General features: G+C 62.6%; 20 protein-coding genes. 18 read left to right on the top strand and 2 right to left on the bottom strand.

Annotated features, from left to right (window positions below):
• Window positions 1–38 precede the first annotated feature (38 nt).
• Together AEP_RS01020 and AEP_RS01015 are read right to left on the bottom strand one after the other, a co-directional pair.
• Window positions 39–647: an isochorismatase family protein gene (locus tag AEP_RS01020; protein ID WP_087493673.1), complete on the bottom strand. Its 609-nt coding sequence runs from the start codon at window positions 645–647 to the stop codon at window positions 39–41.
• A 56-nt stretch (window positions 648–703) separates the two neighbouring features.
• Complete coding sequence (locus tag AEP_RS01015; protein ID WP_087493672.1) at window positions 704–1,372, bottom strand: TetR/AcrR family transcriptional regulator; 669 nt, start codon at window positions 1,370–1,372, stop codon at window positions 704–706.
• Window positions 1,373–1,595: 223 nt separating this feature from the next.
• On the opposite strand from AEP_RS01015, the gene AEP_RS01010 reads away from it, so the two are divergent.
• The 18 genes from AEP_RS01010 to AEP_RS00925 all read left to right on the top strand — a co-directional run bounded on the left by AEP_RS01010 (window position 1,596) and on the right by AEP_RS00925 (window position 23,809).
• Window positions 1,596–2,153: a C40 family peptidase gene (locus AEP_RS01010; protein ID WP_232459894.1), complete on the top strand. Its 558-nt coding sequence runs from the start codon at window positions 1,596–1,598 to the stop codon at window positions 2,151–2,153.
• A gap of 39 nt (window positions 2,154–2,192) precedes the next feature.
• The gene (gene alkB / locus AEP_RS01005) at window positions 2,193–2,846 is read left to right on the top strand and encodes a DNA oxidative demethylase AlkB (protein WP_087493671.1); all 654 of its coding nucleotides are present in this window, start codon (window positions 2,193–2,195) and stop codon (window positions 2,844–2,846) included.
• Between the two features lie 155 nt (window positions 2,847–3,001).
• Complete coding sequence (locus AEP_RS01000) at window positions 3,002–4,438, top strand: aldehyde dehydrogenase family protein (protein ID WP_087493670.1); 1,437 nt, start codon at window positions 3,002–3,004, stop codon at window positions 4,436–4,438.
• A gap of 36 nt (window positions 4,439–4,474) precedes the next feature.
• Window positions 4,475–5,182, top strand: coding sequence for a VOC family protein (locus AEP_RS00995; RefSeq protein ID WP_087493669.1), 708 nt, complete (start codon window positions 4,475–4,477; stop codon window positions 5,180–5,182).
• A gap of 81 nt (window positions 5,183–5,263) precedes the next feature.
• On the top strand, window positions 5,264–7,867 hold the full coding sequence (locus AEP_RS00990; RefSeq protein ID WP_087493668.1) for a DEAD/DEAH box helicase: 2,604 nt from the start codon (window positions 5,264–5,266) through the stop codon (window positions 7,865–7,867).
• A gap of 157 nt (window positions 7,868–8,024) precedes the next feature.
• Window positions 8,025–8,531, top strand: a complete 507-nt coding sequence (locus tag AEP_RS00985) for a MarR family winged helix-turn-helix transcriptional regulator (protein ID WP_087493667.1) — start codon at window positions 8,025–8,027, stop codon at window positions 8,529–8,531.
• Window positions 8,532–8,706: 175 nt separating this feature from the next.
• Window positions 8,707–9,762 carry an aromatic ring-hydroxylating dioxygenase subunit alpha gene (locus tag AEP_RS00980; protein ID WP_087493666.1) on the top strand — a complete coding sequence of 352 codons (1,056 nt, stop codon included), beginning with the start codon at window positions 8,707–8,709 and terminating at the stop codon, window positions 9,760–9,762.
• On the top strand, window positions 9,759–10,751 hold the full coding sequence (locus tag AEP_RS00975; RefSeq protein WP_087493665.1) for a PDR/VanB family oxidoreductase: 993 nt from the start codon (window positions 9,759–9,761) through the stop codon (window positions 10,749–10,751). Before AEP_RS00980 ends, AEP_RS00975 begins: the two co-directional genes overlap by 4 nt.
• 660 nt (window positions 10,752–11,411) lie before the next feature.
• On the top strand, window positions 11,412–12,668 hold the full coding sequence (gene ltrA / locus AEP_RS00970; RefSeq protein ID WP_335583050.1) for a group II intron reverse transcriptase/maturase: 1,257 nt from the start codon (window positions 11,412–11,414) through the stop codon (window positions 12,666–12,668).
• A 645-nt stretch (window positions 12,669–13,313) separates the two neighbouring features.
• Window positions 13,314–14,570 carry a group II intron reverse transcriptase/maturase gene (gene ltrA, locus AEP_RS00965; protein WP_335583050.1) on the top strand — a complete coding sequence of 419 codons (1,257 nt, stop codon included), beginning with the start codon at window positions 13,314–13,316 and terminating at the stop codon, window positions 14,568–14,570.
• 175 nt (window positions 14,571–14,745) lie between these two features.
• Complete coding sequence (locus AEP_RS00960) at window positions 14,746–15,444, top strand: FadR/GntR family transcriptional regulator (protein ID WP_198301878.1); 699 nt, start codon at window positions 14,746–14,748, stop codon at window positions 15,442–15,444.
• Between the two features lie 20 nt (window positions 15,445–15,464).
• Window positions 15,465–16,478 carry an L-idonate 5-dehydrogenase gene (locus AEP_RS00955; protein ID WP_087493663.1) on the top strand — a complete coding sequence of 338 codons (1,014 nt, stop codon included), beginning with the start codon at window positions 15,465–15,467 and terminating at the stop codon, window positions 16,476–16,478.
• 53 nt (window positions 16,479–16,531) lie between these two features.
• Window positions 16,532–17,500: a sialic acid TRAP transporter substrate-binding protein SiaP gene (locus tag AEP_RS00950; RefSeq protein ID WP_198301877.1), complete on the top strand. Its 969-nt coding sequence runs from the start codon at window positions 16,532–16,534 to the stop codon at window positions 17,498–17,500.
• A gap of 11 nt (window positions 17,501–17,511) precedes the next feature.
• Window positions 17,512–18,123 (top strand): TRAP transporter small permease, encoded by a 612-nt coding sequence (locus AEP_RS00945; RefSeq protein ID WP_087493662.1) that lies wholly within the window; start codon window positions 17,512–17,514, stop codon window positions 18,121–18,123.
• 12 nt (window positions 18,124–18,135) lie between these two features.
• Window positions 18,136–19,542: a TRAP transporter large permease gene (locus AEP_RS00940; RefSeq protein WP_087493661.1), complete on the top strand. Its 1,407-nt coding sequence runs from the start codon at window positions 18,136–18,138 to the stop codon at window positions 19,540–19,542.
• Window positions 19,539–21,062, top strand: coding sequence for a UxaA family hydrolase (locus AEP_RS00935; protein WP_087493660.1), 1,524 nt, complete (start codon window positions 19,539–19,541; stop codon window positions 21,060–21,062). Before AEP_RS00940 ends, AEP_RS00935 begins: the two co-directional genes overlap by 4 nt.
• A gap of 18 nt (window positions 21,063–21,080) precedes the next feature.
• Window positions 21,081–22,292, top strand: a complete 1,212-nt coding sequence (manD, locus tag AEP_RS00930) for a D-mannonate dehydratase ManD (protein WP_087493659.1) — start codon at window positions 21,081–21,083, stop codon at window positions 22,290–22,292.
• Window positions 22,293–22,300: 8 nt separating this feature from the next.
• Complete coding sequence (locus tag AEP_RS00925) at window positions 22,301–23,809, top strand: mannitol dehydrogenase family protein (RefSeq protein WP_232459893.1); 1,509 nt, start codon at window positions 22,301–22,303, stop codon at window positions 23,807–23,809.
• The last annotated feature ends 5 nt before the right edge of the window (window positions 23,810–23,814 follow it).

Here is a 23,814-nt window from a genome sequence, read left to right as displayed (position 1 = left end):
CGCTTACTGAATGGAGCCGCCCCGCCGGCGCTCTGAACTTATTTGATCAGGGCCTGCGCCTCCTTGAATACAGGGTGCTCTGCGGTACGAATCCATTCAAAAGCCACCATCTCGGTAGTCACCAGCTCGGCGCCAGCGCCAGCCAAACGGTCGAAAGCAGCATCACGGTTGCGCTCGGTACGGGAGCTGCAGGCATCAGTGACTACCCAGACTTCAAACTCGTCTTCGAGCAAATCCAGTGCTGTTTGCATCAGGCAGACATGGGCCTCACAACCGGCAATCACGATAGCGCTGCGCTCAGACGCTGCAGGCTTCTGCAAATGCTTGGGCAAGCTGCGGGCATTGCCCTGCACCGGCTTGGCCGGCGGGCGGAGCCATTCGCCCAAACCCTCTTCAATGGCGCTGAACTGCATTTTGTTCAGAACCCGGGCTCGCGCCTCGTCCAAGGCGGCCTTCACTTCCGGCACGGTATTTCCCAAGCCGGAAGGGTATTGCTCTGTATAGAAAGCAGGCACTTCCAGCAAAGCGGCCAGCTTGGCCAAACGCACGGCGTTGGCCACCACCAATTCAGACTCGAACATGGCAGGCATCAAACGGGTCTGGTAATCCACCAGCACCAGCTGGCTCATGTCCACATCGATCAACATGGGGAAATCCTTCTCAAAAAACGTGGGGCGAGCATAACCGCCCCGCAGTGGCCCACTCAGCCGAACAAATCCACTTGCAACTTGACGGGGTCATCCTGCTCGGCCGGCGCTCTGCCTTCCAGCTGGGTCGCCAAGCGGTCGAGATAGAGCGCAAATCCATCAAAAGCCACGTCATTGATAGCAAACATGCGGCGCGAATCCCGTAACAACAGTACGCCCAACGCCGCAGACAACAGACCCGCCACCTCAGAGGGCAGCCGCGAATTCGCACGCCCTAGGCCCTCCAGAGCCTCTGCCACTGGCTCCAAAGACGTTTGCAAATCCTGAATCAATTGCCTCACCAGTGCCAGCTGAGGCTCGCCGGAACCGTCCGATGCCAGCAAATGGAGCACGATGCCCGTATCTCCGGGGCGGGCGAAAAAGTGCGCCAACCAGGCGTTGGCCCGCGCATGCAGCAAGGTGCCGGGGTTGGTTTTGGACAGTTTGGCTTGAGCCGCTGCCGCCCGCGCCCCTTGCAGGGTCTCTTGCAGCACTGCAGCCAGCAAAGCCTGCTTGCTCGGGAAATAGGCATACAGCGCGCCCGGCGTGTAGCCGGCACGTGCGGCAATCTCGCGGACACTGGCGGACTCCAAGCCGCCCTCAGCAATCGCCGCGCGCACTGCCTGCAGCACCAGACTGCGCCGTGTGTCTGCCAGTGCCTGTTGGCGCTTTAACTTGAGCTCCATCCGTCACACCCCGCGAAGAAAAGCCAATACGATCAAAGATTTTAACAAACATCGATTAATTTAAACAAATAACAAATAATTGAACGCTGTTTAATTATTCATCGCCGGATTTCGCCTAAATCCTTATAAATTCAGGATTCTTGAAGTAAATCAAATAGTTAAGTGTGTAACTGAAGGTGTCACATTACTTGACACATGGAGGCAAGCTCACTAGAGTGCGCCGATGCGTTTTGTTCTGCTCCTCACACTGCTGCTTTCCTTGGGCCTCGCGCACGCGGAACCGGCACCTGCTCCGGCCTCTGGCGATGAAATGTCCCGTTTCATCAATGACCGCGGCTTCCTGGCCCGCATCGGGGATGTCGGCAACAAGGTCACCAACCGTGCCTCCGAGCTGGTCATGAACTCCATGGCGTTTCTGGGCGTGCCCTACAAACGCGGCGGCACCCAAGCCGACACCGGTTTTGATTGCAGCGGCTTCGTGCGCGCCATCTACGAGCAAACCGCCGGCCTTTTGCTGCCCCGCCAAGCGTCCGAACAAGCCGCTGCCACCCAGAAAATCGACAAACACGAACTCCAACCTGGTGACCTCGTGTTCTTCAACACCATGCGCCGCGCGTTCAGCCATGTCGGCATTTACGTGGGCAACGGCAAATTCATCCACTCGCCAAAGCCCGGTGCCGAAGTGCGTGTGGAAGATATGGGCGTTAGCTACTGGGCCAAGCGTTTTGACGGCGCCCGCCGCGTGAACGCCGAAGAAGCCCAGCAGGCCCCTGCCCGCTAAGCCCGACAGTCACGCGGCGCAGGCCGTACCGGGTTCCCCATGAATCTGGATCTCTTCAGCGCAGAGGACACTGCGCCCTCAACTCCCTATGAGATTGCGCCCGGCGCCTGGGCTCTGCCGGGATTTGCTGTCATGCAGGCGGATGCGCTTTGGGCAGGTATCCAAAAGATCATCCAAATCCATCCGCTTCGCCACTTGGTTACCCCCGGTGGCTCGCGCATGTCGGTCGCCATGAGCAACTGCGGCGATTTGGGGTGGGTCAGCGACGCAGCCGGCTACCGCTATCAGGGCACAGACCCGCTCACGCAAACTCCGTGGCCGGCAATGCCCCAGGGTTTCCGGGAAATGGCCATGTCGGCCGCCGAACATGCCGGATACCCTGCGTTTGAGCCTGACGCCTGCCTGATCAACCGCTATGCCCCCGGCGCGCGCATGTCCTTGCACCAGGACAAGAACGAACGCGACTATGCTGCCCCCATCGTCTCGGTGTCGCTGGGCCTGCCTGCCGTATTTGAGCTAGGTGGCTTGGAGCGTGGCGACAAGGTACAACGCCTGAGCTTGCAACATGGCGATGTGCTGGTCTGGGGCGGGCCGGCGCGACTCCGTTTCCATGGCGTACGCACAGTAGACCCCGGCCAGCACCTGCTCACCGGTGCCCACCGGTTCAACCTGACCTTCCGCAAGGCAGCCTAGGGACAACCCCAAGGCGCTTTGGGGAGCGCGCTCAAAACGCAGCGCAGGTGACAGCAGGTCGCTGCACAAGCCCCCACAATGCCGCCTGTAATCTGTGTGGGCAGTACAACCGTTCCCTGGAGACCGTCCACACTCCCCTCTTTCTGGAGCCCCGAATGAACTCACCGTTTCAAGATGCCGACCCGCAACTGATGCAAACCACCTTCGAGGCTCAGCGGGCCACTGCGCTGGCCTGGCGCCAGTCCACCGCGGCCGAGCGCATTGAACGTTTGGAGCGGCTGCGCACCAGCTTGCTCGCGCACAAAGAGGCCCTCTACGAAGCCTTTGCCGCCGACTTTCATAAACCCCGCTTTGAAGTGGACGGCACCGAAATCGTGCCCAGCCTGGACGAAATCCGCCACAACATCAAATGCCTCAAGGGCTGGATGCGCCCTACCCGCATCCGCGCCACCGAACTCACCATGGGCAACAGCGCCCATGTGCAGAACCAGCCCCGCGGCCGCTGCCTGATCATCGCGCCCTGGAACTACCCCCTGTACCTGATGCTCAGCCCGCTGGTGTCCGCCTTGGCGGCAGGCAACACCGCCATCCTCAAGCCCTCGGAGATGGCGCCGCGCGTGGCCCAGGTGCTGGCCAGCATCGTGGCCAAGGCCTTCCCTGCGCATGAAGTGGCTTTGTTTGAAGGGGCACTGGCCACCTCGCAAGCCCTGCTGACCATGCCGTTTGACCACATCTTCTTTACCGGCTCACCCGCCGTGGGCAAGGTGGTGATGGCGGCTGCGGCCAAGAACCTGACCAGCGTAACCCTGGAGCTGGGCGGCAAGTCCCCCACCATCGTGGACGAGACTGCCGACCTGCAAAAAGCGGCTGAAACCATCATGTGGGGCAAATTCGTCAATGCCGGCCAGACCTGCGTGGCACCCGACTACCTGTATGTGCACGCCTCGGTGCGCGATGCATTTGTGGCCGCCTGCCAGGCCGTCATCAAAGCCCGCTATGGCGACAGCGCCCAGAGCCAGCGCAGCAACGCGGATTTCACCCACATCATCAACCAGCGCCATACCCAGCGCATTGAAGGCCTGCTCAAAGACGCCACTTCGCGCGGCGCACGGGTGCTGAGTGGCGGCGAGGTGGACACGGCTGGAAACTACATTGCTCCCACCCTGGTCGACAACGTGCCCATGGACTCCACCCTGATGCAGGAGGAAATCTTCGGCCCGGTGCTGCCCATCATTCCCTACACCGACCTGCAGCAGGTGATTGCCTCCATCAATGCCGACCAAAAGCCGCTGGCCCTGTATATCTGGAGCAGTAACCAGAGCAACATTGACACCGTGCTCACCAACACCAGCTCCGGCGGCGCCTGCGTGAACCACTGCGTGCTGCACGTGGCCCACGGCAACCTGCCCTTCGGCGGGGTCAACAACTCCGGCATCGGCAGCTCGCACGGCATTTACGGCTTCAAGGCCTTCTCGCATGAACGTGCGGTGCTCAAGGGCGGCTGGCTGCCCAGCATCCGCATGTTCTTCCCGCCCTACACAGCGGGCCGCACCAAGCTGCTGAACTTCCTGGTGAGCTGGGTCAGCCGCTAGACGTTTGAGACGGCGCCGGGGTGGTATCGTGCGGCGATGAAAACACAGATAGACCACCTCGTCGTTGCAGCCCACACCCTGGAGCAGGGTGTGCAATGGTGCGAAGCCACACTCGGGATCACCCCGGAAGCCGGCGGCGAACACAGCCAATTCGGCACCCACAACAAGCTCTTCAAGATCGCCACGCCCGCCCACCCGCTGGCGTATTTCGAGATCATTGCCATCAATCCCGGCGCCAAAGGCCCGGCCAACCCCCACGCCAAACGCTGGTTTGACCTAGACAACCCCGAGCTTCGTGCCGCAGTGGCCCAAGAGCCGCGACTGGTGCACTTTGTGGCCGGCACCGATGAACTGCAAGCCGCCCGCATTGCCCTCAAGAACATCGGCATCGACCGCGGCCCGGCCATGCCCGCCAGCCGCCACTCGCGCAAAGGCGTGCTGCACTGGCAAATCACGGTGCGGGAAGACGGTTACCGACTGTTTGAAGGCTGCCTGCCCACACTCATTCAATGGGGCAAACCGGACGATGCCGAGCCCCTGCGCCTGCACCCGCGCAACAGCCTGCCGCGTAGCCGTGTCAGCCTGGACAGCATCGGGGTGAGCCACCCGAGCGCGGCCAAACTGCAAGCCGCTTACGCGGCCATCGGTCTGGAAGGCGTGGCCATCTCGGAAGGCCCGGCCAACCTGAGCGCCACGCTCAAGACGCCCAAGGGCCTGGTCACGCTGAACAGCATGGGCATTTAGCCTGCGGATGTTGACGGAGATTTGCTCTTCTTTTGATAGCTGCTCGCGCAGATTCCACGGGCGCTAGCAGCCATTTTGACCATGAATCGCAAGCGTACACCGCCTCTGCCTGCCGACCCAAGCGACTCTGAGTCCGACGCTGATCTCACAGTCATCGGCCAGTTCCGCCCCCGCATCACGTTGATGACGCTGGGCCGGGGCGAAGGCTTGCTGGGCCTCAAGCCCCAGGGCAAGCTGGGCCCCCGGGGCGACAGCGTGACGCTCGCGCAGTTCGACTGGACCTACCGCACCCCGGCCGGCGACCGATGGGAGACGCCCGCCCCCAGCTCCATCCTCAACAGCCGCCCGGCGGAGTTCGAAGACCTGTTCGACACCGGCGGCCCAGTGCTGCGCCTGCAGCGCAACCTGGTGGCCGAGGCCGACGCCATGGACGCGGTGTGGGACATGGGCTTTGTGCCGCTGGCGGACACCACCTTCCAGTGGCGCAGCCAGAAGCAGCGCCCGCATCTGGGCAGCGTGTGGACGCTGCCGCAGGAAGAGCATTTTGGCGACTTCTGGGCCGACCAGGTGCCCCAACTGCAAGCACAGGGCTGGACGGTGGTGGTGCAACCCGGCTTTGCGCACGAAAGCGTGCCCGTGGAGCGCTGGAGGCTCATCCTCAGCCCCGACACCGGCGAGGTGCTAGGCAAGGAGCTGGACAGCCCCTTGGTCAAACCCGCGCGCGGCGTCGAAAAGCTGGCCCTGCCCGGGCGCGAAGGCGAATGGCTGCTGAGCCTAGGGATTGAGATTGAGGGCGAGACACTGGACCTCGCCCCCATGCTGGCCAACCTCATCAAGCACGACCCGCGCTGGCTGATCCACAACTACCTCGACACCTTGGACGACCTCGCCACCGTGTCGCTGCGTGCGCCGGGTGGCAAGCGCATCGACGCCGAGGCAGGCCCGCTCAAAGCCATCGTCGGCGCCATGGTGGATTTGCTGACCGACCCGCAACGCATGGCGCCCAAGGGCCCCATCCAGCTCGGCGCGTGGGAAGCCCGCCGCATCAACACCCTGCGCGCCAGCTTGCTGGACGCCTCGCGCGTGGGCGCCCATCAAGGCTGGCAGTTAGAGGGCGATGCGGGCTTGGCCGCTCTCGCCAAGCGCCTGCACAGCATAGGCCAGCCCCAGCCGGTAGCTGCACCTACCGGTTTGCAGGTACAACTGCGCCCATACCAACTCGAAGGCCTGGCTTGGCTGCAATACCTGCGCGCGCAACATTTGGGCGGCATCTTGGCCGACGACATGGGCTTGGGTAAAACCGCCCAGGCGCTGGCCCATGTGCTGCTGGAGAAGCAAGCTGGCAGGCTGGACCGCCCGGTGCTGGTGGTGCTGCCGACCTCACTGCTGTTCAACTGGCAGGCCGAGGCCCGCCACATGGCGCCGGATTTGCAGGTGCTGAACCTGCACGGCCCGGACCGCGCCGCGCTGTTTGCCGACATGCCCGCACACGACCTGGTGCTCACCACCTACCCGCTGCTGTGGCGCGACATCGATGTTTTGGCCGCGCAGCCTTTTCATCTGGTCATTCTGGATGAGGCGCAGATGGTCAAAAACGCGGCCAGCCGCAGCGCCCGCGCCCTGCGCCAACTGCAAAGCCGCCACCGCCTGTGCCTGACCGGCACGCCGCTGGAAAACCACCTAGGCGAACTCTGGGCGCAGTTCGACTGGCTGATGCCCGGCTTTCTGGGCGACCAGCGCAGCTTCGCCGCCCGCTGGCGCAAGCCGATTGAAGAGAACGGCGAAACGGTGCGCGCAGCCCTGCTCGCCAAGCGCGTGCGCCCCTTCATCCTGCGCCGCCGCAAGCAAGACGTGGCCACCGAGCTGCCACCGCGCACCGAAGTCATCCAGCGCGTGCAACTGCAGGGGCGCCAACGCGAGCTGTACGAGAGCGTGCGCGTGGCCGCCGACAAGCAGGTGCGCCGCGTGCTGCAACGCCAAAACTTTGCCGGCGCGCAGATCAGCATCCTCGATGCGCTGCTCAAGCTGCGGCAGGTGTGTTGCGATCCCTACCTGGTGAAGGGCAGCGATATCGCGCCCGACATGGAGCGCGCCAAACTGCATGCGCTCACAGACCTTTTGGTCCCGCTGGTCGACGAAGGCCGCCGCGTGCTGGTGTTCTCGCAGTTCACCGAGCTGCTGGAGCTGATTGCCGATGCGCTCTCCGCACTGCGCCTGCCGTTTTTGAGCCTGACCGGCAACACCCGCCCCGCCCAGCGCGGAGACGTCGTGCAGCGTTTTCAAAACCAAGAAGTGCCGGTGCTGCTGGTCAGCCTGAAAGCCGGAGGCGTCGGGCTCAACCTCACCGCCGCCGACACCGTCATCCACATGGACCCGTGGTGGAACCCTGCCGTGGAAGAACAAGCCACCGCCCGCGCCCACCGCATCGGCCAGGACCAGCCGGTATTTGTCTACAAGCTGGTGGTGGAAGGCAGCATCGAAGGACGCATGCTGGAACTGCAGGCCCGCAAACTCGCGCTGTCGGACAGCGTGCTCGGCCATGACGCAGAAGGCGCTGCCAAGTTTGACGAAGCCGACCTGCAAGCGCTGCTGGCGCCGCTGGGCGCGCTCATGGAGCAAGGCCAAACAGCAGAAGAAGCCGCGCGGCGCTGGGGGCGGACCGGGAGCCGGGTGGAAGGCGCTTAGGCATCAAATCGGCCTCTAGCGCCCATGGAATGTGCGCGAGCAGCTACTGAATCAATAGCACTACGTCGATCCACATGAGCATTAACCGCTTCACCAGTGCTATCGCGTCCCCCGAAGACACTACCGTATAGTCCTGCCCATTCATCCCAGCCCCGCCATGTCTGATTCGCAGTCCACCACTCACCCAGCCGTTAGCGCTTCCATCCCCCTGCAAGCCGAACCCGGCCATCTGATCCGGCGGGCGCACCAGTTGGCGGTGGGCACGTTTGCCAAAACGCATGGCAAGCAGATCACTCCGGTGCAATACGCCGTGTTGCGCGCGCTGCAAGATGCGCCGGGCATGGACCAGGTGACGCTGGCGGACCGGGTGGCGCTGGACACATCGACGACTGCCGACATTGCTGCGCGGCTGGATGCCAAGGGCTGGATCGTGCGGGAGCTGCTGCCCCGCCGCCAGCGCGCCCTGCGCCTCACGCCTGAGGGCGAGGCGGTGCTGGCCGAGATGCTGCCGCGCGTGGCGCCCATGTACGGGCAGTTACTGGACGCGCTGGAGCCCGCCGAGCGCGAGGAGTTTTTGCGCCTGCTGCGCAAGTTTGTGCACTTGAACACGCCAGCCCCCGAGGACGATGCCGATATGCCGGACCAGCCGTCCGACAGCGCATAGCCCAAAGCCCCCGACCTCGACCTCGACCCCGACCCCAACCCCGACCAGCCATCGGATTCATCCCTTTTCAAGGGAAAACCCTCATCCCCAGCCCCTAGCCGTGGAATTGACTTCGGTCTATGATTCCCGTCATTCAGCATACTGAATGAAGATTTCCCATCCAAGGAGCCAAGCCATGTTTCCTCTCAACACCTGGTACGTTGCTGCCCGCAGCGAAGAGATCCCTTCTGACCGCCCCTTGGGCCGCCGCATTTGCAACATCCCCATGGCGCTGTTCCGCAACAGCGCGGGCGTGCCCGCCGCGGTGGAAGACTTCTGCCCGCACCGGGGCGCCCCGCTCTCGCTGGGCAAGGTCGAAGGTGACACGCTGGTCTGCGGCTACCACGGCCTGGCCATGGGCTGCGACGGCAAAACCGTGTCCATGCCCTGCCAGCGCGTGCGCGGCTTTCCGGCCAACCGCAGCTTTCCGCTGCACGAAGAGCATGGTTTTGTGTGGGTGTGGCCCGGCGAAGCAGCCAAGGCCGATGTGGCCAGCATCCCCAAGTTTGAATGGCTGGGCAACCCTCAGTTCGGGTACGGCGGCGGCTTGTACGAGATTGCCTGTGACTACCGCCTGATGATCGACAACCTGATGGACCTGACGCACGAAACCTATGTGCACAGCACCAGCATCGGCCAAAAGGAAATTGACGAAGTGCCCTGCCAAACCCGCGTGGACGGCGACCATGTGATCACCGAGCGCTACATGGAAGGCATTGAGGCGCCGCCCTTCTGGAGGATGGCGCTGCGCATGAACGGCCTGCCCGACGACCAGTTGGTGGACCGCTGGCAGATCTGCCACTTCACGCCGCCCAGCCACATCATGATTGAGGTGGGTGTGGCGCTGCAGGGGCACGGCGGCTATAACGCGCCCGACGAGTACAAGGCCGCGAGCTGGGTGGTGGACTTCATCACCCCCGAGACGGACACCAGCATCCACTACTTCTGGGGCATGGCGCGCAAGTTCAAACCGCAAGACACCGAGCTGACGGCGCAGATTCGCACCGGCCAGGGCAAGATTTTTGCGGAAGATCAGGAGATGCTGGAGCGCCAGCAACAAAACCTGCTGGCCTACCCCGAGCGCAAACTGTTGATGCTGAACATTGACACCGGTGGCGTGCAATCCCGCAAGGTGATTGACCGCGTGGTGGCCGCAGAGCGCAACCCGGCTGCGGCAGAGGCGGCGGCATGAGCGGGCCCACCCAGACCCCAGTGAGCACGCCTGCAACGTTGCAGGTCAAGGTAGCAGCCAAGCGCACTGAAGCGCAGGACATCTGCAGCCTGGAACTAGTGGCCGCAGACGGCGGCGCCCTGCCCGCCTTCACCGCCGGGGCACACATTGACGTGCACCTGCCCAATGGCCTGGTGCGCCAGTATTCGCTGAGCAACGCGCCGAGTGAAACGAACCGTTATGTGATTGGTGTGCTGCGCGATGCAGCGTCCCGCGGCGGCTCCACCGCCGTGCACGACCTGGTGGCCGAGGGCAGTGTGCTCACCATCTGCGCGCCACGCAACCTTTTCCCCCTGGACGGCGCGGCACCCCACCACCTGCTACTGGCCGGTGGTATCGGCATCACGCCCATGCTGGCGATGGCAGAACAGCTGGCGGCGACCGGCGGCGCTTTCACCCTGCACCACTGTAGCCGCAGCCGTGCACGCGCCGCGTTTGTGGAGCGGCTGGCTGCAGCGCCGTTTGCAGCACACACCCACCACCACTTTGACGATGGCGATGCGGCACAGAAACTGGACATTGCCGCCACCCTGCAAAGCGCCCCGGCATGCACCCACTTGTATGTGTGCGGCCCGCAAGGCTTTATGGACGCGGTGCTCAGCGCAGGCCGCGCCGCCGGCTGGCCCGAAGAACGCTTGCACCGCGAGTACTTTGGTGCTGCCCCCACCGCCAAAGCCGACGACGGAAGCTTTGAGCTGGAGATAGCCAGCACCGGCAAGGTCATCAAGGTGCTGCCTGACCAGACGGCACTCGAGGCGCTGCACGCAGGCGGCATCGACATCCCCATGTCGTGCGAGCAAGGCGTGTGCGGCACCTGCCTCACCCGCGTCAAAGCCGGCATGCCTGACCACCGCGACCAGTACCTCCTGCCCGAAGAACAGGCTGCGAACGACCAGTTTCTGCCCTGCTGCTCCCGGTCGAAGAGCGCGCGTTTGGTGCTGGATTTATAGCCAAATCTGCGTCTGGCGCTCGTGCAATATGCGTGAGCAGCTCCTGAATTAGTAGCACAAGCCGCCCCTGAGGCGGCTTTTTTTCGGTGCGTCCGGCAGGACGCTCTCACTAGGAGGTGAAAGACCTCTACTCGCCCTGCAAGGGGAAGGGTTAGCCAATGGCAAGGGCTTCGCGGGCGACTGCGAGTCTGAAGGAAGCCGGATGGCAAAGCGCTGGTTCGACGAACAGGAAGCGGATATGAGGCGCCACAGGGGGGTAAGGAGTCCGAAATCTCTGAAGCCCAAAACTTGCACGGAACTCTGTGGCGTAGATCCGACGGACATAAGCGTGAAAGTGGGTGCGTAATACCCGGAGAGATCTGAGTGTGGTGCCCGTAAGGGCTACCGGCCATCGAAAGGTGACGGGAGGCTCGCTCAGAAGTCAGCAGAGGGCATAGTAGGTGCAACCCAAGGTGATGAGCCACAAGAGGCGGCACCGAAGGCCCGAACAAGTGGAAACGAGAGTAGGAACGAAGTCACTCGATGCCAATCGATGAAGCAGAAGCCCTCGCAAGAGGGGCCCACAGCGAAGGAACCGGACGGAATCTGGGGAGTGCGCACGTGGGTGCTGAGGTGGGTACGGCGTACGTCGAGCAACCGAAATCGGAGAGAGACCGGCTCATGAGCCGAGTCGTGGATCGCGACAACATGCAGCTCGCTTACAGCCGAGTCATGAAGAATCGCGGCGCACCCGGCATTGACGGAATGCGCTGTGAAGACCTCAAGACGTGGCTCAAAGTGAACTGGTCGCAAGTAAAGAAGTCGTTACTGGATGGAACCTACCGCCCCCAAGCGGTACGTCGGGTGGACATACCCAAGCCGCAAGGCGGGGTACGCACGCTCGGAGTGCCCACGGTGGTGGACAGGCTGATTCAGCAGGCGCTACATCAGGCGATGCAACCCCTGTTTGAACCTACCTTCTCGCAAAGCAGCTACGGCTTCAGACCGGGGAAAAGTGCGAAGCAGGCGGTAAGCAAAGCGGCAGAGTACATCCGTGGCGGCAAGCGCTGGGTGGTGGACATGGACCTGGAGAAATTCTTCGACCGTGTCAACCACGACGTGCTGATGGCGCGGGTGGCACGCCAGGTACAGGACAAAACCGTCCTGAGCCTGATACGCAGGTTTCTGGAGGCCGGGATGATGGCCAACGGGGTAGAGACACCACGGTACGAGGGTACACCGCAAGGCGGCCCCCTGTCACCACTACTGTCCAACATCCTGTTGACTGATTTAGACCGGGAGCTAGAGGCACGCAAGCTGCTGTTTTGCAGGTATGCGGATGACTGCAACATCTACGTGAGCAGTCAGCGGGCGGGCCAACGCATCATGGAGGGCATAAAGAGGTTTCTTGCAAACCGGCTCAAGCTCACTGTGAACGAGACCAAAAGTGCGGTTGAGCGGCCATGGAAACGCAAGTTTCTGGGATACAGCGTGACAGCACAACGAGCCAGCAAAATCCGAATAGCCAAGGAAAGCACGCAACGCCTGATGCACGCCGTGCGCACATACTGTGCACAGGGACGGGGCAGGCCACTGCCCCAGACCATCGAAAAGCTAAATCCGGTTTTACGGGGATGGATGAACTACTTCAGCCTGACCCAGAGCCACAAGCCCATCGAAGCACTGGATATGTGGGTACGTAGACGGCTACGCGCCCTGATGTGGAGGCAATGGAAAAGGACAAAGACGCGGGAATCCAAAATGCTCGCACTCGGGCTCGATGCCCAGCGGGCATGGAAGTCCAGCGTCAATGGCCATGGTCCATGGTGGAACGCCGGTGCCAAACACCTGCGCCAAGCTCTCCCGACGAAATACTTCACGCAACTCGGGCTGGTCTCGCTGGTGGCAACCCACCAGCACCTCCAGCGTCCTACTTGAACCGCCGTATGCGGAACCGCACGTACGGTGGTGTGAGAGGGCTGAGGGGGTAACCCCTCACCCTACTCGATGTGCGTCCGGCAGGACGCTCTCACTAGGAGGTGAAAGACCTCTACTCGCCCTGCAAGGGGAAGGGTTAGCCAATGGCAAGGGCTTCGCGGGCGACTGCGAGTCTGAAGGAAGCCGGATGGCAAAGCGCTGGTTCGACGAACAGGAAGCGGATATGAGGCGCCACAGGGGGGTAAGGAGTCCGAAATCTCTGAAGCCCAAAACTTGCACGGAACTCTGTGGCGTAGATCCGACGGACATAAGCGTGAAAGTGGGTGCGTAATACCCGGAGAGATCTGAGTGTGGTGCCCGTAAGGGCTACCGGCCATCGAAAGGTGACGGGAGGCTCGCTCAGAAGTCAGCAGAGGGCATAGTAGGTGCAACCCAAGGTGATGAGCCACAAGAGGCGGCACCGAAGGCCCGAACAAGTGGAAACGAGAGTAGGAACGAAGTCACTCGATGCCAATCGATGAAGCAGAAGCCCTCGCAAGAGGGGCCCACAGCGAAGGAACCGGACGGAATCTGGGGAGTGCGCACGTGGGTGCTGAGGTGGGTACGGCGTACGTCGAGCAACCGAAATCGGAGAGAGACCGGCTCATGAGCCGAGTCGTGGATCGCGACAACATGCAGCTCGCTTACAGCCGAGTCATGAAGAATCGCGGCGCACCCGGCATTGACGGAATGCGCTGTGAAGACCTCAAGACGTGGCTCAAAGTGAACTGGTCGCAAGTAAAGAAGTCGTTACTGGATGGAACCTACCGCCCCCAAGCGGTACGTCGGGTGGACATACCCAAGCCGCAAGGCGGGGTACGCACGCTCGGAGTGCCCACGGTGGTGGACAGGCTGATTCAGCAGGCGCTACATCAGGCGATGCAACCCCTGTTTGAACCTACCTTCTCGCAAAGCAGCTACGGCTTCAGACCGGGGAAAAGTGCGAAGCAGGCGGTAAGCAAAGCGGCAGAGTACATCCGTGGCGGCAAGCGCTGGGTGGTGGACATGGACCTGGAGAAATTCTTCGACCGTGTCAACCACGACGTGCTGATGGCGCGGGTGGCACGCCAGGTACAGGACAAAACCGTCCTGAGCCTGATACGCAGGTTTCTGGAGGCCGGGATGATGGCCAACGGGGTAGAGACACCACGGTACGAGGGTACACCGCAAGGCGGCCCCCTGTCACCACTACTGTCCAACATCCTGTTGACTGATTTAGACCGGGAGCTAGAGGCACGCAAGCTGCTGTTTTGCAGGTATGCGGATGACTGCAACATCTACGTGAGCAGTCAGCGGGCGGGCCAACGCATCATGGAGGGCATAAAGAGGTTTCTTGCAAACCGGCTCAAGCTCACTGTGAACGAGACCAAAAGTGCGGTTGAGCGGCCATGGAAACGCAAGTTTCTGGGATACAGCGTGACAGCACAACGAGCCAGCAAAATCCGAATAGCCAAGGAAAGCACGCAACGCCTGATGCACGCCGTGCGCACATACTGTGCACAGGGACGGGGCAGGCCACTGCCCCAGACCATCGAAAAGCTAAATCCGGTTTTACGGGGATGGATGAACTACTTCAGCCTGACCCAGAGCCACAAGCCCATCGAAGCACTGGATATGTGGGTACGTAGACGGCTACGCGCCCTGATGTGGAGGCAATGGAAAAGGACAAAGACGCGGGAATCCAAAATGCTCGCACTCGGGCTCGATGCCCAGCGGGCATGGAAGTCCAGCGTCAATGGCCATGGTCCATGGTGGAACGCCGGTGCCAAACACCTGCGCCAAGCTCTCCCGACGAAATACTTCACGCAACTCGGGCTGGTCTCGCTGGTGGCAACCCACCAGCACCTCCAGCGTCCTACTTGAACCGCCGTATGCGGAACCGCACGTACGGTGGTGTGAGAGGGCTGAGGGGGTAACCCCTCACCCTACTCGATTCTATTACAGGGCCGATCGGGAAAACCCTAGAACTTTTGGAGGCGCAATCGCCCCACAATCCGGCCAACTGGTCTTACCAATTTACCTTTTAGCCAATCAACGTATGCCGTTTCAACCCATAGAGCCCCGCCGGCTGTACCGCCAGATTGCGGACCAGCTGCGCCAACTCATCCAGACCGGCGAATTCGCGGTGGGCAGCAAGCTGCCGGCCGAGCGCGACCTGGCCACCAAGATGGGTGTATCCCGCCCGTCCGTGCGTGAAGCGCTGATCGCGCTGGAAGTCGAAGGCCTGATCGAAGTCCGCATGGGCTCGGGCATCGTGGTCATCGGGCGCGAAAGCGTGCGTATGCTGGACAACGCGCCCGGCCCGCTGGAAATCATCCGCGCCCGCCAATTGATCGAATGCGAGCTGGCTGCCTTGGCCGCCAAAAGCACCGACCCCACCCTGGTGCCTGAGCTGCTGGAAACCCTGCGCGACATGGAAGCCGACATCGCCGCCCGCACCCTGCCCATACGCGGGGACCGCGCCTTTCACATCCGCATTGCGCAGGCCAGCGACAACAGCGCCTTGCAAGCAGTAGTCACCCAGCTCTTTGACGAACGCAATGGCCCCCTGTTCCAAAAACTGGGCGGCCACTTTGAGCGCGAAGCCACCTGGAAAGCCGCGGTGGACGAACACCGCGCCGTGGTCGACGCCATTGCCGCGCACGACCCCGACATGGCACGCGCTGCCATGAGCGGCCACCTGGACCATTCGCACGAACGCTTCTCTGCCGGCTGGACCACCCCCACCGACGCCTGACCCGACCGGACACCCTGACCATGAGCCTTGCCTGCACCTTGAATGGCCCGCTGAACCTCAGCGTGGAACACCACGACACCCAGAACCCCGGCCCCGGCCAGGTGCGGGTGCGGCTGGGCGCGGGCGGCATTTGCGGCTCCGACCTGCATTACTACCAGCACGGCCGCGCGGGCATTTTCGCGATCCGCGCGCCCTTTGTGCCGGGGCATGAAGCCTCGGGTGTGGTGGATGCGGTGGGCGACGGGGTTACCAGGGTGAAGGTCGGCCAGAAAGTGGCTGTCAACCCGGCCCACCCCTGCGGTGTGTGCCCCGCCTGCCGGGCCGGACGCAGCAACCTGTGCGAGAAGATGGTGTTTCTGGGCAGTGCGGCCATCTTCCCGCACATCCACGGCTTCTTCCGTGAGCACTTTGTGATGAATGAGGCCCAGCTCACCGCCATTGATGAAGATGTGAGCCTGGGTGAGATTGCCTGCGCCGAGCCGCTGTCGGTGGGACTACATGCCGTGCGCCGCGCAGGCGAAGTGCTGGGTGCCACGGTGCTGGTGACCGGGGCAGGCACTATCGGCTGCATGTCGGTGATTGCTGCGCGCCTGGCCGGTGCAGGCCGCGTGATTGCGTGTGACCCCAGCGAGCGGGCCCGCGAGATGGCGCTGACCGTGGGCGCCGACGAAGCTTTGCCTGATACCTCTGCATGGAAAGGCCGTGTCGATGTGGCGCTGGAAGCCGCCGGCCACCCTGCTGCACTGGCGGGCTGCCTGGCCGCGGTGCGCCGCGGCGGGCGCGTGGTGCAGGTGGGCACCCTGCCCGCAGAAATTCCTTTTCCGGCCAACGACATCATGTCGCGCGAGCTGGACTACGTGGGCGCCTTCCGCGCCGATATCGAATTCGACTGGGCCGTACAGGCCATTCGCAGCCGGCGGGCCGATGTGCGCCCGCTCATCAGCGCCCAGTTGCCGATCAGCCAATCGAAAGCGGCCTTCGATCTGGCATTGGACAGAGGCCGCAGTACCAAAGTGCAGCTGATTCCGGGCTGATTCATCAACCGGACCCGCCTGCGCAACTTTCACAACAAGAGGAGACAAAAAGCATGACATTCAAACGCATTTCGCTGGCCCTGGCTGCAAGCCTGGTGGTCGCCGCCCCCGCTTTCGCGCAGACCAAGCTCAAATGGGCCCACGTCTACGAGCCCAGTGAGCCGTTCCACACCGCGTCCGTCTGGGCTGCGCAGGAAATCCAGAAACGCACCAACGGCCGCTACCAGATCGATGTGTACCCTGCCTCGCAGCTGGGCAAGGAAAACGACATCAACCAAGGCCTGGCCCTGGGCACGGTGGACATCATCATTTCGGGCTCCAGCTTTGCGGCCAAGGCTTTCCCCCGTATCGGAGTGACCTACTACCCCTACACCTTCCGCAACGTAGACCACCTGCTGGCCTACACCAAGAGCGACATCTACAAAGAGCTGACCGCCGGCTACGAGCAAAAGAGCGGCAACGAAATTATTGCCACCACCTACTACGGCACCCGCCACACCACCAGCAACAAGCCGATTGCCAAGTGCGCCGACATGAAGGGCCTGAAGATGCGCGTGCCTGACGTGCCCGCCTACCTGGCCATGCCGCGTGCCTGCGGCGCCAACACCTCGCCGATTGCGTTTGCCGAGGTCTACCTCGCACTGCAAAACGGCACGGTCGAAGCCCAGGAGAACCCGCTGCCCACCATCGAAGCCAAGAAGTTCTATGAGGTGCAAAAGCACATCGTGCTGACGGGCCACATCGTGGACCACCTCAACACCGTAGTCGCTGGCGCCTTGTGGAAAAAGCTCTCGGACGCTGACAAGAAAATCTTCACCGATGTGGCCCTTGAAGCCGCAGCCAAAGCCTCCAAGGAAGTGGCTGCCCGCGAAGGCGAACTGGCTGCCATCTTCCGCAGCAAAGGCGTGAGCGTGACGGACGTGAACACCAACGAGTTCCGCGACACCGTGCTCAAGAACGTGCCTTTTGAGCAGTTCGGCTACCAGAAAGCTGACTGGGATCGCATCCAGGCCATCAAGTAAGGCGACACGACATGACGCTTCACAGCTCCCTGCCCTTGTCGGGCGGCGCAGCCGAATCACGTCCCGTCGAGACCAGCGCGGAAGCGCTGGTCGCCAGCTTCGCAGAGGCCGACCAGCACACGGTCGACCTCTCAGGCTACGGCGTTGAAGACTGGATTTGTCTGGGCTTTTTCTGGACCATGGCTGGCCTGGTGTTTCTGCAGTTCTTCAGCCGCTATGTACTGAACGACTCGTTTGCCTGGACCGAAGAACTCGCCGTGTACTGCCTGATGCCGGTGGTGTTTATCGGCGCCTCCATGTGTGTGCGCCGCGTGCGGCACATTCAGGTCAACCTGATCTACCGCTACCTGCCGGTGCCTGCAGGGCGTGCGCTGTCTACTGCCGTGGACATTGCGGCATTCGCCTTTTACAGCTACGGTGCATGGCTGGTGGCGCGCTATGCGCTGGCCGTGGACAACGAGCCCATGACCACCATCAACTGGAACAAGAGCCATGTGTATTGGCTGGCCTTTGCCGGCTTCGCCCTGATGAGCGTGCGCGCCCTGCAGGTGGGCATTGAGAACTGGCGCCGCGGCTTCTCCGCGCTGCAAAACCCCGGCTATTTTGATGGCTCGGACGACTGAACGGACTCCCCCATGTTGTTACTCATTCTTTCTTTTCTGGGCCTGATGCTCTGCGGCCTGCCGGTGGCGGTGTCCATGGCGGGCGGCTCGCTGATTTACATCCTGGTGTCCGGCACCGTGCCCGACATCGTGTTGGCGCAGCGCATGATTGCCGGCATCGAGTCCTTCCCGCTGCTGGCGGTCCCCTTCTTCATTCTGGCCGGCAACCTGATGAACATTGCAGGCATCACCAGCCGCATCTACGACTTTGCGGTAGCCCTGGTGGGTTGGATGAAGGGCGGCCTGGGCCAGGTGAACATCATCGGCTCGGTGATTTTTTCGGGCATGTCCGGCACCGCCATTGCGGATGCCGCCGGCCTGGGTTCGATTGAAATCAAGGCCATGAAAGAGCATGGCTACAGCACCGAGTTTTCGGTGGGGGTGACTGCCGCTTCGGCCACGCTGGGCCCCATCATTCCGCCCTCCCTGCCCTTTGTGATTTACGGAATGATGGCCAACGTGTCCATCGGCGCCTTGTTTGTGGCCGGCATCCTGCCCGGCTTGTTCATGACCGCCCTGATGATGGCGACGGTGGCTTACTTTGCCCGGCGCAACGGCTGGGGCGGCGACGTGGCGTTCCACTGGGGGCGCCTGGGTGGCGCAACACTGGAAATCCTGCTGGTTCTGGCCTTCCCCATGGCGGTGTGGTTGGCGGTGAAAGCCGGAGCCTCGGTCAACATGGCTACCGGAACAGCCTTTGTGGCGCTCATGGTGTTGGACTGGCGCTTTAACTTCTCGGCGGTGCTGGCACTGATGGCGCCTGTGATCCTGATCGGCGGCATGACCATGGGCTGGTTCACGCCGACTGAAGCGGCAGTGGCCGCAGTTATCTGGGCGCTGTTTCTGGGTCTGGTGCGCTACCGTTCCATGACCCTTCGCACCCTCGCTCAAGCCACTTTCGAGACGATTGAAACCACTTCCTCGGTGCTCTTCATCGTGACGGCTGCGTCCATCTTTGCCTGGCTGCTGACCACCACGCAAGCCGCACAGGCTTTGGCAGACTGGATTCTGTCCATCACCAGCAACAAGTGGGTGTTCCTGCTGCTGGCGAACCTGCTGATCCTGTTTGTGGGTTGCTTCATCGACACGATTGCCGCCATCACCATCCTCGTGCCCATCCTGATCCCCATCGTGCTGAAACTGGGCATTGACCCCATCCAGTTCGGCATCATCATGACGCTGAACCTGATGATCGGGCTGCTGCATCCGCCGCTGGGCATGGTGTTGTTTGTGCTGGCGCGTATTTCCAAGCTGTCGGTCGAGCGGACCACCATGGCCATCCTGCCCTGGCTGGTTCCGTTGATCGTGGCGCTGATTGCCATCACTTACGTTCCCGCCATCACACTGTGGTTGCCGCACCAGATGGGCCTGCTGAAATGAACCCGGTCATTCGCATCCACCCGGCGGACGATGTGGTGATCGCCCGGCAGCAGTTGCTGGGCGGCACCCGCATAGCCACGGAAGGCATCACCATCTCCGGCCTGATTCCGCCGGGCCACAAGGTGGCGGTGCGCGCCATTGCGGCGGGCGAGCCGGTGCGGCGCTACAACCAGATCATCGGCACCGCCACGCAGCCCATCGCTGCGGGCCAGCATGTGCACACCCACAACCTCGCATTCAGCCGCTTTGACCGCGGCCACGCCGTGGGAGGCGATGTGCGGCCCGTAGCCTATGTGGACACCCCGGCCACGTTTGAAGGCATCCAACGCGGTGATGGGCGGGTGGCAACGCGCAACTACATTGGCGTCTTGACCAGCGTTAACTGCTCGGCCACCGTGGCCCGCGCGATTGCCGACCACTTCCGCCGCGACATCCACCCCGAAGCTCTGGCGGCATTCCCGAATGTGGATGGCATCGTGGCCTTGACCCACGGCGCCGGCTGTGCGACCGACAGCGAGGGCGAAGGGCTGCAGGTGCTGCGTCGCACCCTGGCCGGCTACGCACGCCACGCCAACTTTGCAGCCGTGATCGTGGTGGGCCTGGGCTGCGAGACCAACCAGATCCAGGGTCTGCTGGCGCAAGAAGGCTTGCGCGAAGGCGCCAAGCTGGTGACCTTCAGCATCCAGGACACCGGCGGCACCGCCAAAAGCATGGCCCGGGGCATCGAGGTTGTCAATGGCCTGCTGCCCGAGGCCAACGCGGTCAAGCGCGAGCCGGTACCCGCCAGCCACCTCATCGTGGGCCTGCAGTGCGGCGGCTCGGACGGCTACTCCGGCATCAGCGCAAACCCCGGCTTGGGCGCGGCGGTAGACCTGCTGGTGCGCCATGGCGGCACGGCCGTCTTGTCTGAAACGCCCGAAATTTATGGCGGCGAACACCTGCTGCTGCAGCGCGCGGTGTCGCAAGCCGTGGCCGACAAGCTCGAAGCCCGCTTGCAGTGGTGGACCGATTACTGCGCCCGCCACCACGCGGAGATGGACAACAACCCCTCCGCTGGCAACAAAGCAGGCGGCCTCACCACCATCCTTGAAAAGTCTTTGGGCGCCATTGCCAAGGGCGGCACCACACCCATGGTCGATGTGTACGAATACGCCCAGCCCATCACGGCACGAGGCTTCGTCTACATGGACACACCGGGCTACGACCCCGTGTCCGCCACCGGACAGGTGGCGGGTGGTGCGAATCTGATTTGCTTTACCACCGGCCGGGGCTCGGCCTACGGCTGCGCACCTTCGCCCTCGCTCAAGCTGGCCACCAACAACGCGCTGTGGGCCAAGCAGGAAGAAGACATGGACATCAACTGCGGCACAGTGATCGACGGCAGTGAGACCGTGGAGCAGTTGGGCGAACGCATTTTTCAGGAGATGCTGGCCGCAGCCTCGGGCCGCAAGACCAAGAGCGAGCTGCATGGCTACGGCCAGAACGAATTTGTACCCTGGGCGCTAGGCGCCGTGATGTAAACCTCATTCCCGAACCCCATGAAAATCATTTCCGCCAAAGTCATCATTTGCGCACCGAGTCGCAACTTTGTCACCCTGAAAATCGAAACCGATGAGGGCCTGACCGGCATCGGCGATGCGACGCTCAACGGTCGCGAGCTGGCCGTAGCCAGCTACCTGACCGAGCACGTCATTCCCTGCCTGATAGGCCGCGACCCGCAGCAGATTGAAGACATATGGCAGTACCTCTACAAAGGTGCCTACTGGCGCCGCGGCCCGGTCACCATGAGCGCCATTGCCGGCGTGGACACCGCCCTGTGGGACATCAAAGCCAAGGCCGCCAACATGCCGCTGTACCAGTTGCTGGGCGGCAAGAGCCGCACCGGCGTCATGGTCTACGGCCACGCCAACGGCAAAGACATCAGTCAAACCGTGGAAGAAGTGCTGCGCTACAAGGAGATGGGCTACAAAGCCATTCGCGCCCAGAGCGGCGTGCCCGGCCTGGAGAAGGTGTATGGCGTGGGCCGCGGCACCATGTTCTACGAACCTGCCGATGCCGACCTGCCCAGCGAGCACGACTGGTCCACCGAGAAGTACCTGCGCCACACGCCCGAGCTGTTTGACAAGGTGCGCGCTGCCGTGGGCCCGGACATCCACCTGCTGCACGATGTGCACCACCGGCTCACTCCCATCGAAGCCGGCCGCTTGGGCAAGGACCTGGAGCCCTACCGCCTGTTCTGGATGGAAGACGCCACACCTGCCGAGAACCAGGAGGCCTTCCGCCTGATCCGCCAGCACACCACCACGCCGCTGGCCGTGGGCGAGATTTTCAACACCATCTGGGACTGCAAGGACCTGATCGAGAACCAGCTGATCGACTACATCCGCACCACGGTGGTCCATGCCGGCGGCATCACCCACCTGCGCCGCATTGCGGACTTGGCCGCGCTTTACCAGGTGCGCACCGGTTCACACGGCGCCACCGACCTCTCACCCGTCTGTATGGGCGCGGCGCTCAACTTTGACCTCTGGGTCCCCAACTTTGGCATCCAGGAATACATGCGCCACACCGACGAAACGGATGCCGTGTTCCCCCACGCCTACAGCTTCAAGGACGGTTTCATGCACCCCGGCGAAGCGCCCGGCCATGGCGTGACGATTGACGAAGAACTGGCGGCCAAGTACCCGTACAAACGCGCCTACCTTCCGGTCAACCGGCTGCAACACGACGGTACGCTGACCAACTGGTGATGCGGGATATGAACCGATTGAATGACACCACGCTCGCAGCCCTGCCAGCCTCCGTGGCCCGCCCGGCCTACGACCGCCGGGCGCTGAAAACCGGCATCGTACATCTGGGCATTGGCGCTTTCATGCGCGCCCACATGGCGGCTGCCACGGAAGCCGCCATTGCCGCCGGTGACTTGCGTTGGGGCATTACCGGCGTGTCCCTGCGCCAGCCCGATACGCGCGATGCGCTTGCGCCACAGGACGGGCTTTACACACTGGCCATTCGCGACGCCGCCCCCCAGGGCCAGCCCCGCCAACGCCTGCAGGTGATTGGCGCGGTGCTGCGCATGCTGGTGGCCCCCGAGAACCCACAGGAGGTGCTGGATGCGATTGCCGCCCCCGACACGCGCATCGTGAGCCTGACGGTGACCGAAAAAGGCTATTGCCATGACCCGGCCACCGGTACCTTGCGGCTGGACCATCCGGATATCGTCCATGACCTAGCCCACCCGAAAACACCCCGCTCCGCCGTGGGCATGCTGGTCTATGGTTTGCAGCTACGCCACACACTGGGCCACGGCCCGTTGACGCTGATGTCACTGGACAACCTGCCGGCCAACGGGCGTGTGCTGCGTGCTGCCGTGCTGCGGTTTGCTGAAGAAATTGATAGCAAACTATCCTTATGGATAGAGCGCCTGTGCTGTTTTCCATGTTCCATGGTGGACCGCATCGTGCCCAAAACCACCGATGCCGATCGTGCCGCGGTGAGCGCTGCGCTGGTCTGCGCGGATGCCTGGCCCGTGCTGGGCGAGCCGTTTTTTGACTGGGCGATTGAAGACGAGTTTGCGGCAGACCGCCCGGACTGGACATTGGGCGGTGCGCGCTTTGTGCCCGATGCCGAGCCTTTTGAGAAGCTCAAGCTGCGCATGGTGAACGGCACCCACTCCAGCCTCGCCTACCTGGGCGCGATGGCTGGTTGGCAGACGGTGGACAAGGCGATTGCACAGCCCACTCTGCATACCCACATCGAAGCGCTGATGCGTGATGAGATTGAACCCACCCTGCCCGCTTTGCCCGGCTTGGATGTAGCTGCCTACCGCCACAATCTGTTGGCCCGCTATGCCAACCCTGCCCTGGCCCACCGCACCCACCAGATCGCCATGGACGGCTCGCAAAAGCTGCCCCAGCGCCTGCTGGGCACGCTGCGCGATCGCCTTGCACGTGAACTACCCGTAACACGCATGGCCCTAGGTCTAGCCGCCTGGATGCACTTCCTGCGCGGTGTGGACGAACAGGGTCAGACCTACCGCATTGACGACCCGCATGCGGAGGCACTCTGCACTCTCTACCAACAAAACCTCGGTAAGGGCGTGAACACGCAATCGGTAGACGCCATGCTGGCCTATGCGCCGGTGTTCGGAGACTTGGCTGGTAACGCCACGCTCACCGCCGCCTTGATTCCGCTGTTGCAATCGCTACAAACGGTCGGCGTCGCAGCCACCCTGGAAGCGGTCAATCGTGGGGAGCTCACAGCGTGAGCACT

This window comes from Curvibacter sp. AEP1-3 (assembly GCF_002163715.1).
Classification (GTDB): domain Bacteria; phylum Pseudomonadota; class Gammaproteobacteria; order Burkholderiales; family Burkholderiaceae_C; genus Allorhodoferax.
The sequence above is the reverse complement of the archived record's forward strand: the minus strand, read 5'-3'. Positions and strand labels throughout refer to the sequence as shown.

Coding starts and splice junctions, on each gene's coding strand:
- AEP_RS01010 (WP_232459894.1), top strand. CDS start 1,596: ATGCGTTTTGTTCTGCTCCTCACACTGCTGCTTTCCTTGGGCCTCGCG.
- AEP_RS01020 (WP_087493673.1), bottom strand. CDS start 647: ATGTTGATCGATGTGGACATGAGCCAGCTGGTGCTGGTGGATTACCAG.
- AEP_RS00955 (WP_087493663.1), top strand. CDS start 15,465: ATGAGCCTTGCCTGCACCTTGAATGGCCCGCTGAACCTCAGCGTGGAA.
- AEP_RS00940 (WP_087493661.1), top strand. CDS start 18,136: ATGTTGTTACTCATTCTTTCTTTTCTGGGCCTGATGCTCTGCGGCCTG.
- ltrA (WP_335583050.1), top strand. CDS start 11,412: ATGAGCCGAGTCGTGGATCGCGACAACATGCAGCTCGCTTACAGCCGA.
- AEP_RS00975 (WP_087493665.1), top strand. CDS start 9,759: ATGAGCGGGCCCACCCAGACCCCAGTGAGCACGCCTGCAACGTTGCAG.
- ltrA (WP_335583050.1), top strand. CDS start 13,314: ATGAGCCGAGTCGTGGATCGCGACAACATGCAGCTCGCTTACAGCCGA.
- alkB (WP_087493671.1), top strand. CDS start 2,193: ATGAATCTGGATCTCTTCAGCGCAGAGGACACTGCGCCCTCAACTCCC.
- manD (WP_087493659.1), top strand. CDS start 21,081: ATGAAAATCATTTCCGCCAAAGTCATCATTTGCGCACCGAGTCGCAAC.
- AEP_RS00980 (WP_087493666.1), top strand. CDS start 8,707: ATGTTTCCTCTCAACACCTGGTACGTTGCTGCCCGCAGCGAAGAGATC.
- AEP_RS00925 (WP_232459893.1), top strand. CDS start 22,301: ATGAACCGATTGAATGACACCACGCTCGCAGCCCTGCCAGCCTCCGTG.
- AEP_RS01000 (WP_087493670.1), top strand. CDS start 3,002: ATGAACTCACCGTTTCAAGATGCCGACCCGCAACTGATGCAAACCACC.
- AEP_RS00945 (WP_087493662.1), top strand. CDS start 17,512: ATGACGCTTCACAGCTCCCTGCCCTTGTCGGGCGGCGCAGCCGAATCA.
- AEP_RS00935 (WP_087493660.1), top strand. CDS start 19,539: ATGAACCCGGTCATTCGCATCCACCCGGCGGACGATGTGGTGATCGCC.
- AEP_RS00990 (WP_087493668.1), top strand. CDS start 5,264: ATGAATCGCAAGCGTACACCGCCTCTGCCTGCCGACCCAAGCGACTCT.
- AEP_RS00950 (WP_198301877.1), top strand. CDS start 16,532: ATGACATTCAAACGCATTTCGCTGGCCCTGGCTGCAAGCCTGGTGGTC.
- AEP_RS00960 (WP_198301878.1), top strand. CDS start 14,746: ATGCCGTTTCAACCCATAGAGCCCCGCCGGCTGTACCGCCAGATTGCG.
- AEP_RS00995 (WP_087493669.1), top strand. CDS start 4,475: ATGAAAACACAGATAGACCACCTCGTCGTTGCAGCCCACACCCTGGAG.
- AEP_RS00985 (WP_087493667.1), top strand. CDS start 8,025: ATGTCTGATTCGCAGTCCACCACTCACCCAGCCGTTAGCGCTTCCATC.
- AEP_RS01015 (WP_087493672.1), bottom strand. CDS start 1,372: ATGGAGCTCAAGTTAAAGCGCCAACAGGCACTGGCAGACACACGGCGC.